We start from the raw sequence: 15,388 nt of genomic DNA, 5'->3' as shown, positions 1-15,388 counted from the left end.
GTGAACACCAGAGCATTGATTAGCGCAGTGGCTTTTGTGTTGCTGTTGTTTAGTGGCGTCACACAAGCGAACAGCAATGAGCAACCAATTACTTTATTTGCCGCTTCGTCGTTAACGGTATTGTTGCCCGAGGTGATAGACAAGTTCGAACTGGAACACCAGGTGAAGGTTAGGGTCGTTTACGCTGGTTCTGGACAGCTGGCTCGTCAGATCCACTATGGCGCACGAGCTGACCTGTTTATCTCGGCAAATAAAGAGTGGAGCGACTCTGTCTTATCTGACTCGCGATTAGTCAGTAAGTCTGCGGGCAATTTTGTCAGTAATCATATGGTTGTCGTTCGGTCTAACAAAGTTCCCCCTAGTGTGCGTGATTTTGCCCCAAGGGAGTTGACGTGGTGGCAACAAGAACTGTCGGGTCAGCGACTGGCGATTGGAGATCCATCATCTGTGCCTGTTGGCATGTATGCGAAACAATCGTTGGCATGGTATGGACTGTGGGACTCAATCAGCGGCCGGATAGCACCAACTAGCAGTACAAGAAATGCGTTAGCCCTTGTTGAGCGTGGCCAAACCCCAATCGGGATCGTATATGCTAGCGATGCCACTAGTAGTGACGCTGTCACTATTTTAGGCCGTTTGGATGCAAAATCTCATTCTACTATCACCTATCCAATGATTCTTTTAGGGAGTCATGCAGAAAACAGCTCGACAAATATTTTGGTCGAGTACTTTCACTCTGCTGCTGTGCAGCAGCAGTTCAAGCAGCAAGGTTTTGAGCCATGAGCGTATCCCAGTTCGAACTTGACGCAATACTACTTAGTTTGAAAGTTGCATTTGTGGCGCTCTGTTGGTTATTGCCACTGGGGATAGCATTTGGATGGTTATTGGCGCGAAAACAGTTTTTAGGTAAGAGTATTGTTGATGCGTTGATCCATTTGCCGCTTATCCTACCCCCCGTTGTCGTGGGTTATTTACTGTTGATCACATTTGGCCGCTATGGCTGGTTGGGCGATCCATTGTATCGGTATTTTGGTGTTGAGTTCGGATTTAGCTGGAAAGGGGCGGTGATCGCGTCAGTTATAGTCTCTTTACCTTTAATTGTAAGAGCGATTCGTCAAGCCATCGAGCAGGTTGATACGAAACTAGAGCAAGCCGCTTATACCTTAGGTCACTCGCCTTGGCAGGTTTTTTGGCGAGTAACTTTACCGCTAGCGTGGCCAGGCGTCATCTCGGGCGCGGTACTGGCCTTTGCGAGAAGTCTGGGCGAGTTTGGTGCGACCATAACATTTGTATCCAGTATCCCTGGAGAGACTCAAACTATACCACTAGCAATGTATAATTTTGTTGAGATCCCAGGTATGGAATATCAGGCTGCAAGGCTTTGTGTGATCGCTATCGCTATAGCGCTAGGCTCAATGATTTTGTCCAATCGATTGAGTAAAAGTGTAAGGTAGTCCAATGATTTCTATTCGATTTAGTCACAAATTTTCGCAAAAAACGTTGTCAGTGGATTTTAGTTTTCCACAGCAAGGGATCACTGCGTTGTTTGGCCGCTCTGGCAGCGGTAAAACAACCATTGCTAATATCTTGAGTGGATTAGTGCTTCCTGAACAGGGGTGGGTAACCGTTGGAGAGCAAGTATTATTAGACACAGACAAAGGCGTTTGCGTACCGTCGTGGGCGAGATCGTTTGGTGTGGTATTTCAAGAGCACCGGCTTTTTCCGCACCTTTCCGTTAGGCGAAACCTTTTATTCTCTAGGCACGCAAAGAGCGATAAATTGAATGAAATTTCGAGTCTATTAGGGATAGAGGAGTTGCTCGACCTTACACCATCAGAACTATCCGGTGGTGAACAGCAACGTGTAGCGATAGGGCGCTGTCTATTAAGCGACCCATCATTGATCATTATGGACGAACCACTCTCATCGTTGGATCTGCCCAGACGTAGAGAATTGATCGAATACCTCAGAAAACTTCATCAATCAATAAACATACCGATCTTATACATTACCCATAGCATGAGTGAAATTGTTCAGTTAGCCGACTACATGGTGGTGGTGGATGATGGCGCTATTTTAACTCAAGGTGCGCCTAGTGAAGTGATTGCATCGAACGCACTATCTGCATGGAACGATCACAACAGTCAAAGTAGCTTGTTAGTTGGAAAAGTGAGCCTTAACGCCAACCAGTTTGGCTTTGTACCTGTAACCTTGCCAAATGGTCAGGCTATTTGGATCAATGACAGTCATTTAACCTTAGGTGAGAATGCCCGGGTAAAAGTCGATGCAAATAACGTATCGTTATCGTTGGAGAAGCCAGTTGCAACCTCAATTAGAAACAGCTTGCAGGGTGAAGTCATCGATATAGTCATTAAAGACAACGGCGCGCTGGTTAAAATCTCTTTTGGACAAGATAGCGTTCTTTGGGCAAATATTAGTGTATGGGCGTTGGATGAACTGGGTATTATTAAAGGGCAAAGGGTCTTTGCGCAAATAAAAGCGCTAAGTGTTGAGCGCTACGATGTTGCAGCGCTCGGAGAGTAGGTCAAGATTGCTATTTTAGTTACGGGATTTAGCGTTTAAACACTTCAACAAATTCAGATTTTAGAATAGGGTCGCGGCGAGCTTTTTTGACCTGCTTTACCATATCTTTCACGCAGCGCTCTAGCACATCGTTAAGCATTGATGCTCTAGACGCTTCTTTCTGTTCATCAGTTAAGTTCTGAGTTTGAGGCATGCTATCGAACTCTTCTAATAGTTGCACCCCAGCAAAGCCCTGTCCAACAGTGACGAGCGCATGAAACTGCTCAAAATTGTCGACCACGTTTTGTGCACTTTTTGGTAATTGATCCCACGCTTGTTGTACCGAGGCCATTGACGCATGATGTATAGACACAAGCATGTCGTGCATACCTTCAGGCACTTCATCAAACACAATAACTTGTTTTAGCTCTGGTGATGCATCATCTATGGTTAACGTAATCTGGTTGTCGCTCATAATCATTACTCTTATGGTTTTTTAGTAAGCCTAACACACCCTAATGGCAAATAGTTAGGTCTTCATTATGGGTATTAAAACGAGACGCGGTTGCGACCTTTATCTTTGGCTCGATAAAGTGCTTTATCCGCTGCCTTGGTGACTGCTGTGGGATCACGTTCTTCTTTGCTGTCAGCAACACCAATACTAATGGTGACTTGTACCGTCTTCACCTTTTTGGTTTGATTCCGTTTACTCGTACCTACTGTATCGTCTTGAGGGCGGCCACTTTTGTCTCGCAGTGATATTCGATAGTCTTGGATACTTTGGCGAAGGTCTTCCAATATAGGTTTGGCTTGCTGTTTGGTCTTACCTTTAAACAACACCGTAAACTCTTCACCACCGTAGCGATACACTTTTGCCTGACCCCGAGTTTGGGTCATTTTACTCGCGACAAGTCGCAACACCTGATCGCCAGTATCGTGCCCATAGGTGTCGTTAAACGATTTAAAGTGATCGATATCGAGCATGGCAATGGTGTACGTACGACCAAGATGCTTCATCTCAGATTCTAATGCTCGGCGACCTGGTATCTCGGTCAATTGATCTACGAAGGCCAGTTCATGACTGGTTGAGATCACGTTGGCAATGGTAAGAAGTCCCGCTAGCGAGAACAACAAACTAGAAATATACGGTGTGTTAAGCGCAAAAAAAGTGCAAAAAGCGCATAGCAGCGATAAATAGATCGTAAAGTCCAACGCTCGGCTGTAATAGGCGAGCAGCATGGCCGAGGTGAGGATCAATAATACTGAATAGCACACAATGACTAGTGGCAGTGTTGATACTTGAGGAACAATCAGTAGAATCCCGTCCCACAACTCTTGCTGTCCAATATCGGTATAGTGGCGAACCGTTATGGCTGCCCAACCGACCATAAAAAGCAGTAACAGTGAGTACAACGCGCCGGACTGAGAAAATAATCTCTTTTCGGGAAACAGATATACCATCATCGCGGCAACGGGCAGGATGAACGCCAGTAGCGTGTACTCTAAACGGGTAGTCCCTGTCGCTAAGGGGGTTTGCAAGCGCGTTTGGATAACCCAGTAACATACCGTCATTAGTAGGGCGATCATGCCCATTCTGCCCTGATTAAACGTTTGGCAGATCAGTATGGCAATAGCAAACAAGATGTAAGGGAGGTTTCCTACAATAGTGAAGTTGTCGCCCGCTAACGATACCAACGCATCTTTGCCTAAGAATACGCCCAATATCAACACCAAAGGTGATAACAACCTCACGAGGTTGGTTCGATTCGCAGGGAATGCTGTCATTAATTTGCAGAGAGTTACAATCTATCAATTTTGAGACATAGCATACGGTTATTCTACTGATTGCCAAGTGAAATTATGCGAAACTCCTTTATACATCACTGAAAATAGAGTGATTCGGTTATCAAATGTACGGCAAAGGAGTGTAGGCATGCACATTGGCAATGAAGTTCACAATTATATGGAAAAAATCGTTGGGCAATTACTGGTCGAAAATCAACTCGATCAACGATATAGCGCCGATAAGTTGCAAGATATTGCCTGTATTGCATTATCTCAACTTAGACCCATCTATATACGTTTTGACGTCGATTTCATTGCGGCGTTGCCCATCCAAAAACGAGAACACTATTTTAATCAGGCACAAATCGCATTAGATGCAGCGGAGCGTTTAATACGCGATGATCGTCGCAAGCATCGAGAGGATGATTTTCCTGTGATCCAGAGCGATCAGAATCGCTTGTATGACGAAGACGCTGCGTTAGAATGGTATGAGACCCCAATTGTTAAATAATCACAATAATTCAGAGGCTGTTACGTGGGATTACTTTCAAAACTTTTCGGTCGCGGTTCGACCGCACCAAAATCAACTCAAGCAGAACCTATAGAGCACAAAGGCTTTTCGATCGTCGCAGAACCCATCGCGGAGGGTGGTCAATACCGAATCGCTGGTTACATTAATAAAGGGGAAGGTGAAGAGCAGAAAACTCATCGCTTTATTCGTAGTGATGTTGTGGCCTCTAGGCAAGATGCTATCGAGCTAATGCAGAATAAGTCCAAGACGTTCATCGATCAGATGGGTGATTCAATATTTAATTAATTCGCATGTTTATGCTTATTGGCCGATGTGTTTTAATAGTGCTGTGACCTCTTACTTGAGCTCAGAATTGATAAATATCATCATTCAAAAAGCCGATAGGGGTTACTCTATCGGCTTTCTTTTTGGAATAAGATCAACTTATTGCCTAAAGTTAGCTTTGTTGCGCAGTAAAGTTGTGCTTCTAAATATGCTGAAGCACTGGTTCGACCTCTGTGTTGTTTTTTATATGTTGTTTTTTTACATACATAACGACAGAATCAACTCTTAGTTGACGCAATATTTCACTGATTAAGTACTTTGTTTACAGTGAAGACAGACAGAAACGGATAAAAATTAAAAATAGCCAATCAAATAGGATGTGATACATGCAAATTGGTGTACCAAGAGAAGTCTTAGACGGAGAAACGCGAGTCGCAGCCTCGCCAAAATCCGTTGAGCAACTCTTAAAATTAGGGTTCGACGTCGTCGTTGAATCGGGGGCTGGCGCTTTAGCCAGTTTTGACGATGCAGCTTATGTAGCCGCTGGCGCGACATCAGGAAACCACAGCGATATTTGGTCAAGTGATGTCATTCTAAAGGTAAACGCTCCAACGGATGCGGAAATTGAAGCAACTAAAGAAGGTGCAACCTTAATCAGTTTTGTGTGGCCGGCTCAAAATCCAGAGTTAATGGAGAAGCTGTCTAGCAAAAACATTAACGTAATGGCGATGGACTCTGTACCGCGTATTTCGCGCGCACAAGCCCTCGATGCATTGAGCTCAATGGCGAATATCGCCGGTTACCGTGCTGTAGTTGAAGCCGCGCATGAGTTCGGCCGATTCTTTACCGGTCAAATTACCGCGGCAGGTAAAGTACCACCAGCTAAAGTGCTTGTGGCAGGTGCGGGCGTTGCGGGTCTTGCTGCTATCGGTGCAGCTGGCAGCCTAGGTGCGATTGTTCGCTCTTTTGACGTTCGTCCTGAAGTTAAAGAGCAAGTCGAATCGATGGGCGCAGAGTTTTTGGAAGTCGATTTCCAAGAACAAGCGGGCTCAGGGGACGGCTATGCAAAAGAGATGTCTGACGACTTCAATAAAAAAGCCGCTGAGCTTTACGCTGAGCAAGCGAAAGACGTCGACATTATTATCACCACGGCGCTTATCCCTGGCCGTCCTGCACCTAAGCTAATCACCAAAGAGATGGTTGATAGCATGAAAGCGGGTAGTGTCATTGTCGATCTTGCTGCTGCTAACGGCGGCAACTGTGAATATACCGTTGCGGATCAGGTTATTACGACGAGTAATGGCGTTAAGGTGGTCGGATATACGGACATGGTTGGACGCCTACCAACTCAGTCTTCACAATTGTACGCGACAAATCTCGTTAACCTTCTAAAGCTATTGTGCAAAGAGAAAGACGGCACAGTGACGATCGATTTTGAAGACGTTGTGGTACGTGGTGTCACGGTTGTAAAAGACGGCGAAGTCACATGGCCTGCGCCGCCGATTCAGGTATCAGCACAGCCAAAAGTTGAGCAAAAACCAGCCGCAGCCGCTAAAGAGGCAGTGGAAGAAGCACCAACGTCACCGATTAAAAAGGTTGTTGGTTTGGTTGCCGCAGTGGGTGCCTTTGGTTGGATCGCTTCAGTAGCACCAGCCGCTTTCCTATCGCACTTTACGGTATTCATCTTGGCCTGTGTGGTTGGCTACTATGTGGTTTGGAACGTAACACACGCACTTCACACACCTTTGATGTCGGTTACTAACGCGATTTCGGGGATCATCATTGTGGGTGCATTGCTACAAATCGGTCAGGGCAACGGCGTCGTGACTTTCTTGGCATTCATTGCCGTGTTGATTGCCAGTATTAACATCTTTGGTGGCTTTACCGTTACCAAACGTATGTTAGAAATGTTCCGCAAAGATTAGGAGTAACGAATGTCTGCAGGATTAGTACAAGCAGCTTACATCGTTGCTGCTGTTTTCTTTATTATGAGCCTTGCTGGATTGTCCAAGCAAGAATCTGCGCGAGCAGGTAATTACTATGGCATCGTGGGTATGGCAATCGCACTCATTGCGACCATCTTTAGCCCAGACGCTGGTGGTTTGAGCTGGGTGATCATTGCAATGGTCATTGGTGGAGCAATCGGTATTCACTTTGCACGTAAAGTTGAAATGACCGAAATGCCAGAGTTAGTCGCGATACTTCACAGCTTTGTGGGTATGGCTGCTGTTTTGGTGGGCTATAACAGCTTGCTTGACGCGCCAGAAGCGGCAACTCACGCTGAGCATGTTATCCATCTTGTCGAAGTTTACTTAGGTGTATTCATCGGTGCGGTTACTTTTACAGGCTCTATCGTTGCCTTTGGTAAGTTGAGAGGGATCATTTCCTCATCACCACTCAATCTTCCGCACAAACATAAGCTGAACTTAGCGGCGATCGTCGTATCAGCGTTCTTGTTGAACTGGTACCTAAGCAGTGATGGTGGACTTTTCCCACTTATCATCATGACGCTAATCGCGTTTGCGTTTGGTTATCACTTAGTGGCCTCAATTGGTGGCGCGGACATGCCGGTTGTGGTGTCTATGCTTAACTCATACTCTGGTTGGGCAGCCGCGGCAGCAGGTTTCATGTTAGCCAACGATCTGTTGATCGTAACCGGTGCACTGGTTGGTTCTTCAGGTGCGATCCTGTCTTACATTATGTGTAAGGCAATGAATCGCTCGTTCATCAGTGTTATTGCTGGTGGGTTTGGCCAAGAAGTGGTTATTAGTGAAGATGTAGAGCAGGGTGAACACCGTGAGTCAACCGCGGAAGACGTCGCTGAAATGCTGAAAAACTCAAAATCAGTCATCATCACGCCAGGATACGGTATGGCAGTTGCTCAAGCGCAATACCCAGTCTATGAAATCACTGAGAAACTGCGTTCAATGGGAATTACCGTTCGCTTTGGTATCCACCCTGTTGCTGGCCGTCTTCCAGGACACATGAATGTATTGTTAGCGGAGGCGAAAGTGCCGTATGACATCGTTCTTGAAATGGACGAAATCAACGACGACTTTGCTGAAACGGACACGGTGCTGGTTATTGGTGCAAATGATACGGTTAACCCAGCAGCACTTGAGGATCCAAACAGTCCTATCGCTGGTATGCCTGTATTGGAAGTGTGGAATGCTCAAAACGTTGTCGTGTTCAAACGCTCGATGAATACCGGTTACGCAGGGGTTCAGAACCCACTGTTCTTTAAAGAAAATACCAGTATGTTATTTGGTGATGCTAAAGACTCTTGTCTACAAATAAGCGCTCACCTGTAAACAATAGGCCGCTCTAGTACAGAGCGGCCTTTTTTATCATCGTCCAATGTGACGTTGTCACCCGATGAGTGATTTGGCGATTTCACCATTATCTTGTATATTGTGCGTCTAGTTTTAGGAGCCATTGTCTTGATACAGCGTTTACTGATTATTCTTTGTTGCTTGCCATCAGTGGCGTTGGCTTCGATGCCGCAAAAACTCGAAACACTTATGGAGCTGTTCAACTATGAACAGGCCATAGAATCTTACGATATCCACGTTATTCAGTCGCAATTTCCGACTCATCTGATCTCACCTGAATCGCTACTGCCACAAACGTCAAATTATCCGCTTAAAGATCTTCAAAAACTCTATAGCCTTGCACAAAAATGTACGGGTCGATTACCAATGAGCCCATTAACAACCGAAGCGTTGGTGTTCACGAGAGCGCTGTGTAATGGCACTGATTTGCCTGAGCGTTGGTTTGCGCGCTCTGGATTGATCCATCCTGGAGGTGGTAGCTTTGCCGCGCGGTATGTCGTATCGCACCCTGAATTGGCTGAAGATTTACAAGACTACATGCACGTTTCAGAGCGAGCGCATACGGACTCGGGTCTGTTAGGCCGCCTTCAATTGATGACGGAAGAGGGTATTCGAGCATTGCTTGCGGGATCGAGAATGATCATGCAGGGCGAGCACATTTGGATCCGTAAGGGCGAGCGTTACTTTATTTTTCCCCAAGCAAGCTTGGACAGTCACGCAAAAACCGTCGGACTTAATTACAGTTTGTTGGCCAAGGACTCTAACTGTTTAATATCGCGTGGTAACTTGTGTTGGTTTATGGTTGACGACTCAAACTACTTTAAACGGATCGTTATTATCCTGGTGGTGATTAATATCATCTCGTTTGTGGGTTGGGGTGTGTATCGTTGGAATTCAAAACGAGACGAAATGCGTTCTCGGATGTTGGTATTACAGATTTTAACTCACGAACTGCGTACCCCTATTGCAAGTTTATCCATGACGGTAGAAGGTTTTAGAAGAGAATTTGAGGCATTGCCGGAGTCTGTCTATGACGAATTTCGACGTCTTTGTGAAGATTCGAGACGTCTACGCCAACTCGCAGAAGCCAGTAAAGATTATCTACAGTCAGATAATCAACCGTTAGCGGTTGAATGGTTACCTTCGCTCAAAGAGTGGATGGATTATAAAGTTGAAGAATACGAGATGCCTGTTACGCTGTCACTCAGTGAGGATAGAGCCGTTAGAATTAATATTTATTGGCTGGGTACCTGTATTGATAATTTGGTTAGCAACGCCTTAAAATATGGTGAAGCACCAGTCGAGATTAAAATAACGACGGAAAACAATCGCCTTCGAGTAGAAGTTATCGATGGCGGGAATCTGAGTAAGAAAGATTGGAATAAATTAAAGCAACCCTTTGTCAGTAAATCAGGTCTGGGGTTGGGCTTAACCATAGTAAATGCTATGGTGAACAGAATGGGAGGGACAATGAAACTGATTGGTCCTCCAACAAATTTTATAGTGGAGATCCCGTGTGAAACAGACGTTGCTTCTTGTTGAAGATGATAAGAATTTAGCTGATGGACTGCTTGTGAGCCTTGAGCAGGCTGGGTATGACTGTTTGCATGCAGAGTGCATTGCCGATGTTGCGGCGCTATGGGTAAAAGCCGATATAGTCATACTGGATAGACAGTTGCCTGATGGCGACTCAGTCGAGCATCTACCGAGTTGGAAACAGCTTAAATCGATACCTGTAATTTTGCTGACCGCTCTGGTCACTGTAAAAGATAAAGTGACAGGATTGGATGCAGGTGCAGATGATTACCTAACGAAACCGTTTGCTGAGGCGGAGTTGTTTGCTCGAATTAGAGCTGCTTTAAGACTGAGCTATGATGATTATCAACAAGAAGATAGTCGCGTCCTGGTTCATGACTTGGTGATTGACAAGCAAACTCGTGAAGTTGAGTTTAAAGGCGGCTTAGTATCGTTAACACGTACAGAGTTTGATTTATTGCTGTTCTTGGCAACCAACCTTGGACGCGTGTTTACTCGTGACGAGTTGTTGGATCATGTTTGGGGATATAATCATTTCCCGACGACACGAACAGTCGATACACACGTTTTACAACTTCGTCAAAAACTTCCAGGCATTGAAATAGAAACATTGCGTGGTGTTGGATACAAGATGAAGAGCTAATGAAACGTTGGACTGTTCTTGCTGCAGCTTTGTTGGCCACTCTTCCTGTTTCTAGTCAGGCAAACTGGTTTAGCAGTAGCAGTGCGTTGACATTAGCGCACCAAGCATTGTTAGAAGATGACTTGGGTGCAATGTTTGATGCTCTGATCACTAGTTGGCAGCAAGAACCCCTTGATGCTAATTATCGTCAGCATGTCAACGATCTTTTAGAGACATCACTACAGGTAGATTGTGGGAAATCCATTTCCTCTCGCTCTTATCCAGAATGGACCCGCACTGTCAAAGTAACCCAAAGCTCGCTCGAAAGGCCGGGTAGGGTGAGTTATTATCTCGATCTTGATATTGAAAGCGACGTTATTATCACAGACGCTCAGATAATTGACTGGCCAGATAGTGCTATTTCAAAAGAAACAAAGCAGGATCTCATTGTCGATAGTGAAAGCGGTGCGTATAGATTCAATAAAAACTTCATTCTCAATCACCGTCTTAAGCCTGGTCTCTATCGCTTAAACGTAACGACCGAAAGTGAACAGCAGTGGTCAGAGTGGCTGATCATATATGACGAACTACGAGATCATGAAGTAAGGTGGAGCTCAAACGAAACGTGGAAGGTCGTTAAAAATGAGTTGCTCAATACGCATTGTCCAATTCCCATTCAGCAGGTCAAACTGCTCAACTATGTCGACGGAGTATATGAGACCGTGTATGACAAGTCATACGAAGGCAATTACTCTGAAAAAATTAAGTCGCCACAAACCTCTGCAGACCGGTACGTGTTACAAGTGTCGATCTCTCATTTTCGTTACCAGGGTTTGATTCGATACGTCGATCAACAAATATTAAGTAAAACCGTAGATTTCACTGACGAGTAGCAAAAAAAGCTAAAGAATCCTGTCCACTTGCCGTAATAACAGATATCTATAGAAAGGATATCCGAATTGCCATGCAGTGGAATAGTAACACGACTTTTAAACTCTCACTGGTGACACTGTCACTAGTCACCGCACCTGTATTTGCGAACAATTATGCCGTCGACGGAAGAGGAAACGGCATGGGTGGGACAGGCGTGGTGACCGCGTCTTATTTGACCGCTCCCTTTTACAATCCAGCTCTCGGGACCATTTATCGTCAAAATGACGATGTGGGTATGATATTGCCTGGTGTCGGCATTGGTTATGTCAATCAAGACGGCTTGATGGACGACATCGAAAATTTGATGGTTGTCATGGATCAACCGATTATTAATCCTGATGACGTTAACCGCGCACTAGATGCTTTGTCAGGAGATCAAGTTCGTACTGAAATAGGTGCAATCGCAGCATTTGCCATTCCTAATCCTATTGTATCAACCAATGTATTTACCAAAATCTACAACGATACGTACGCGACCCCTCTTGTGCCAGATGGTGTTGATCCAGTCGACAGGGCTGAGAGTTCTGCTGTTCATGCCGTCTCCGTTGGTATATTTGAGTTTGGGGTAAACTTTGCTAAATACGCCAATGTATTGGGTCACCATATGTCCTTTGGTATTGCCCCCAAATTCCAACAGATTTACACCTATGTGGACAGCTCTTCACTGGAGTCATTTGAGATTCTAGACATGGGTGGCGAGATGACCAGCGAATCTGGGCTTAACTTAGATGCTGGTGCATTGTGGTTCTATGGGCCGTTAAGGTTAGGTATTGCGGGTAAAAACCTGCTGAGTAAAAGTGTCGATACGGCAAGTTACACTGAAACCATTGGTAGCGAAACCTACAATGTAGGATATCGTTATGAATTGACACCGGTTTATACCGTTGGTGCGGGTTATGTTGATGACTACATGAGTTTTAGCGTGGATTACGATATTAAGAGTGATAAGCGATTTAACGCATTTGATGACGACGTAAAAATGTTGAGGGTAGGGGCTGAGTTCGATCTTGCGCGTCAGGCCCAAATACGGGTTGGCTATAAGACTAATCGTCTTAGTGATGAAGAAGTTTATACAGCAGGTTTAGGCATTTCCCCGTTTGGTCTTTTTCATTTAGACGCAGCGATAAATTATAAGTCGATGGATAACCTAGGACTCTATGCTAACTTTTTAGTCTATTATTAGAATTCAGTATTATATTCAATTGAAGCCGCTCATTAGAGCGGTTTTTTTTGTGTCTGGAACACTATAACTAGTGATATTCACTCAAACGATAGTGAGCTTTTAATGTAATTGCAGGTGAGCCAATTACGAATAGGTTCCTGTAAGTTATTGAATTACATATGTATGTATTTGTTTGATATATCTTATAATAGTTTGGTCTGTAAGTGCTCACTTCGATTCCTGTAGCTAAATTACAAAATTGAAAAAGTAGCAGAATATTATGCTGCTGGTGATCGGATAAGTGACAAAGCAACAATGCAAGATGGTCTCACTTGTAAGAGAAAGTGGAATTAGCAGTATGACGACTAACGCTTTTGACTTAACTGCACAACACTTAGAAAGTGCGATGCATTAGCAATCTCTCATTTACAATAGGCCGACTTTTGGTATTAACAAAAACGTTAGGAGCGCAACACGATGTATAGAAACGCACTACTGGTACTTATTACATCGCTGCTTATTGCTTGTGGCGGAGGAAATGATGGTTCTGCAAAAGGGTCAACAAGTTCAGGTGGCGCTACTGCTGACCAACTCAGGCAGCTTTATTATGACCCCGATAATGGTTTACTAGTTATTGTGGACAGTGAAAGCACCAGTCAGTTCTTTTTGGCGTCTTTGGCGTTACTAAAAGACGAAAGAGCGGAATATATTGTGGGGATGAATGGTATCTACGACAACAATCAACTAGACCTGTATCAATATTACTTCCACGTGCGAGAAGAAAATCGAATCACTCAATCAACTGTTGTAGATTCGAATCAAATTTCAGCAACAGTTACCGAATCAACCATCGACTTAAAAGACGTAAATGCAGAGAGAGTGAGTTCTCTAGACGCACTTGATGAAACACTAAGTCTACAAGATGTGACAACAGTTTTGGCGCCCTTACCTGTAGATAACTGTGAAAATGGCGTATGTAAAACAACAGATATGAGTATCGACCCAGACACGTTGGTGTTTCATTACCTAGAAACTGAATCGCCTGAAAGCGACCGTACCAACACTGTAACAGTGTGTGAAATCTCTGGGCAATTGCTTAAGGTCACTGAACAGTATTTTAAATCATCGGATAACGGGTATGTTAATCAGTGTGGCTCAGGCGATGAATATACTAACGTTGAAATCCAGATGGCATTTGTCCCTGCAGGAACTGATAGAGTTGCAATTGTGCTGACTTATGTTGATTTGAGTGACCCCAATAATCGACTTCATTATGCGCGGTGGTTTTATTAGATCTCATACAGCCTAATTGCTAAAGGTGACATTTTAACTTTGCTTGAAAGTGATATTACAACTTTTTGCTTACAATCATATGTCAATCCCACTTTAAAATGTCCTCTCTCCAGCAAAGTAGAAATGTCCTGTCTATTAAGAGGGTATTATCCAAGAGCTTTAATCCATTCTTGTTGGCGTTTGTTTAGTTCACACTTTGCAATTGACCGAGTCGGAAGACTTAACTTAATTCTAATGCGATACTAAGATTTAAGTTTACGCATCCAAACGAGGATCCAATGCAAGCGCTTGAATCAACCAGGGTAGAATGGTATCGATGCTATTTCGAAGCTGATGTAACCGGGCTTGCGAAAATAGAACTACCGACTTTTTATTTAACAGAGTTTGGCCGCACCCAAACTGGAACGAAAAACCGATATCGAGAAATTAGCGCTAGAAAAGCCTCTAATCGATGGTTTCCAACTGGCACGACGAAGATAGAAAACATTTCAATAAATTACGTCTCAGATGGCTCAGCAACCATTGTAGGAACTGGCACTATTACGACACCATGTGGTGAAGAAAATCGTGCAAGATTTGAAGAGACCTGGCTTTTTTGTCATGGTGTATGGATGATCTCAAGTTTGACAATCTGGTAAATTCAACGCTTCCTGAGCCTCAACTGTCTAGTAGTTAGTTGGCGGCCTTGTCAATCATCCATTGACGTAGTGTCTCGACTGAAAAATGTAAGGTGTGTTGTTCCGTCAGCTTTTCACAGGCAAATGTTGGTGAAAAATCAGCATATTGAGCGCGTATGATGGTAAGAACCTCAGAGCGAAATTCATCGGGATAACGTCGGTTGCTCGGTCGGCCACGTGAACTATGAGCTAAAGAAGATGCGCCAAACTGGTTTAGCTGACTCAACAAACGTCTAACTTGTCGAGGACTTATGTTGAGTATGGCTGCAGCATCTATTTGACGAAGGCGGCGCTCACGAACGTCTTGCAGCACTTTAAAACGATTAATGTCTCGGTCACTCATAGTAATTAGCATCGGTTGAGGTCCTCAAAGCTCAATGGGTTCTTAAGCATAAGAGGACATTTCTAAATTTCTCAAACCGGACATTACTAAATTGCTACTACAAGCCTTGTCAATCCCAGTTAAAAATGTCCTCTCTTCTCCCAGTTAGGAATGTCCTGTTGGGGAGTGGGGGTGTGAGCGAAACATAGCTGTTGGTCTTACTCCGTTTGGAAGAGTGTTTGGCTAATACTTGCTCACTGTGTTGTTTCACTATCTCCATCTCAACTCTGAAACTTATGAACACAAATGTCTTTTCTTCCTCGGCAAGTGTGAATTGCCGCAAATAATGCGTTGATTCAAAATGTTAGTTTGCTTTTTAAGACTGGGGAGGATAAATGACAAGTATT

16 protein-coding genes are annotated in these 15,388 nt (G+C 44.3%); 13 read left to right on the top strand and 3 right to left on the bottom strand.

What is annotated here, in order from left to right; translation table 11 throughout:
- Genes modA through modC form a run of 3 tightly spaced genes read left to right on the top strand, consistent with a single transcriptional unit; the run spans position 1 to position 2,544 of the window.
- On the top strand, positions 1–783 hold the full coding sequence (gene modA, locus ST37_RS01905; RefSeq protein ID WP_172400911.1) for a molybdate ABC transporter substrate-binding protein: 783 nt from the start codon (positions 1–3) through the stop codon (positions 781–783).
- Positions 780–1,454, top strand: a complete 675-nt coding sequence (gene modB, locus ST37_RS01900) for a molybdate ABC transporter permease subunit (protein ID WP_084883160.1) — start codon at positions 780–782, stop codon at positions 1,452–1,454. Before modA ends, modB begins: the two co-directional genes overlap by 4 nt.
- A 4-nt stretch (positions 1,455–1,458) precedes the next feature.
- Positions 1,459–2,544, top strand: a complete 1,086-nt coding sequence (gene modC / locus ST37_RS01895) for a molybdenum ABC transporter ATP-binding protein (RefSeq protein WP_084883157.1) — start codon at positions 1,459–1,461, stop codon at positions 2,542–2,544.
- A 28-nt stretch (positions 2,545–2,572) separates the two neighbouring features.
- Here the strand turns inward: modC and ST37_RS01890 are convergent, their stop codons facing one another.
- On the bottom strand, positions 2,573–2,998 hold the full coding sequence (locus ST37_RS01890; protein WP_084883153.1) for a DUF3069 domain-containing protein: 426 nt from the start codon (positions 2,996–2,998) through the stop codon (positions 2,573–2,575).
- Between the two features lie 74 nt (positions 2,999–3,072).
- Positions 3,073–4,308 carry a GGDEF domain-containing protein gene (locus ST37_RS01885; protein WP_084883151.1) on the bottom strand — a complete coding sequence of 412 codons (1,236 nt, stop codon included), beginning with the start codon at positions 4,306–4,308 and terminating at the stop codon, positions 3,073–3,075.
- A 148-nt stretch (positions 4,309–4,456) separates the two neighbouring features.
- Here ST37_RS01885 and ST37_RS01880 point away from each other — a divergent pair, with 148 nt between their 5' ends.
- The 10 genes from ST37_RS01880 to ST37_RS01835 all read left to right on the top strand — a co-directional run bounded on the left by ST37_RS01880 (position 4,457) and on the right by ST37_RS01835 (position 14,620).
- Entirely contained in the window at positions 4,457–4,819 is a 363-nt protein-coding gene (locus ST37_RS01880; RefSeq protein WP_084883149.1) for a late competence development ComFB family protein, read from the top strand.
- 24 nt (positions 4,820–4,843) lie between these two features.
- Complete coding sequence (locus ST37_RS01875) at positions 4,844–5,125, top strand: HlyU family transcriptional regulator (RefSeq protein WP_084883146.1); 282 nt, start codon at positions 4,844–4,846, stop codon at positions 5,123–5,125.
- A gap of 365 nt (positions 5,126–5,490) precedes the next feature.
- Positions 5,491–7,029 (top strand): Re/Si-specific NAD(P)(+) transhydrogenase subunit alpha, encoded by a 1,539-nt coding sequence (gene pntA, locus ST37_RS01870; protein ID WP_084883143.1) that lies wholly within the window; start codon positions 5,491–5,493, stop codon positions 7,027–7,029.
- Between the two features lie 9 nt (positions 7,030–7,038).
- A complete protein-coding gene (gene pntB / locus ST37_RS01865; RefSeq protein WP_084883140.1) occupies positions 7,039–8,415 on the top strand; it encodes a Re/Si-specific NAD(P)(+) transhydrogenase subunit beta in 1,377 nt (458 codons plus the stop codon).
- Between the two features lie 186 nt (positions 8,416–8,601).
- Positions 8,602–9,978, top strand: coding sequence for a sensor histidine kinase VxrA (gene vxrA / locus ST37_RS01860; protein WP_084883469.1), 1,377 nt, complete (start codon positions 8,602–8,604; stop codon positions 9,976–9,978).
- Positions 9,953–10,615 carry a response regulator transcription factor VxrB gene (gene vxrB, locus ST37_RS01855; RefSeq protein WP_084883139.1) on the top strand — a complete coding sequence of 221 codons (663 nt, stop codon included), beginning with the start codon at positions 9,953–9,955 and terminating at the stop codon, positions 10,613–10,615. The genes vxrA and vxrB overlap by 26 nt, the downstream gene beginning before the upstream one ends.
- Entirely contained in the window at positions 10,615–11,487 is an 873-nt protein-coding gene (locus ST37_RS01850; RefSeq protein WP_084883136.1) for a DUF2861 family protein, read from the top strand. Before vxrB ends, ST37_RS01850 begins: the two co-directional genes overlap by 1 nt.
- Before the next feature lie 71 nt (positions 11,488–11,558).
- Positions 11,559–12,710: a conjugal transfer protein TraF gene (locus tag ST37_RS01845; RefSeq protein ID WP_084883133.1), complete on the top strand. Its 1,152-nt coding sequence runs from the start codon at positions 11,559–11,561 to the stop codon at positions 12,708–12,710.
- 456 nt (positions 12,711–13,166) lie between these two features.
- Complete coding sequence (locus ST37_RS01840; protein WP_084883130.1) at positions 13,167–13,982, top strand: hypothetical protein; 816 nt, start codon at positions 13,167–13,169, stop codon at positions 13,980–13,982.
- A 278-nt stretch (positions 13,983–14,260) separates the two neighbouring features.
- Positions 14,261–14,620 (top strand): hypothetical protein, encoded by a 360-nt coding sequence (locus tag ST37_RS01835; RefSeq protein WP_084883127.1) that lies wholly within the window; start codon positions 14,261–14,263, stop codon positions 14,618–14,620.
- A 34-nt stretch (positions 14,621–14,654) separates the two neighbouring features.
- Here the strand turns inward: ST37_RS01835 and ST37_RS01830 are convergent, their stop codons facing one another.
- Positions 14,655–15,014 carry a helix-turn-helix domain-containing protein gene (locus ST37_RS01830; protein ID WP_084883124.1) on the bottom strand — a complete coding sequence of 120 codons (360 nt, stop codon included), beginning with the start codon at positions 15,012–15,014 and terminating at the stop codon, positions 14,655–14,657.
- Positions 15,015–15,388 lie beyond the last annotated feature (374 nt).

The organism is Vibrio sp. qd031, assembly GCF_002100145.1.
Taxonomy (GTDB): Bacteria; Pseudomonadota; Gammaproteobacteria; order Enterobacterales; family Vibrionaceae; genus Vibrio.
Note: the sequence above shows the minus strand (reverse complement) of the source record. Positions and strands in the feature narration are given on the sequence as shown.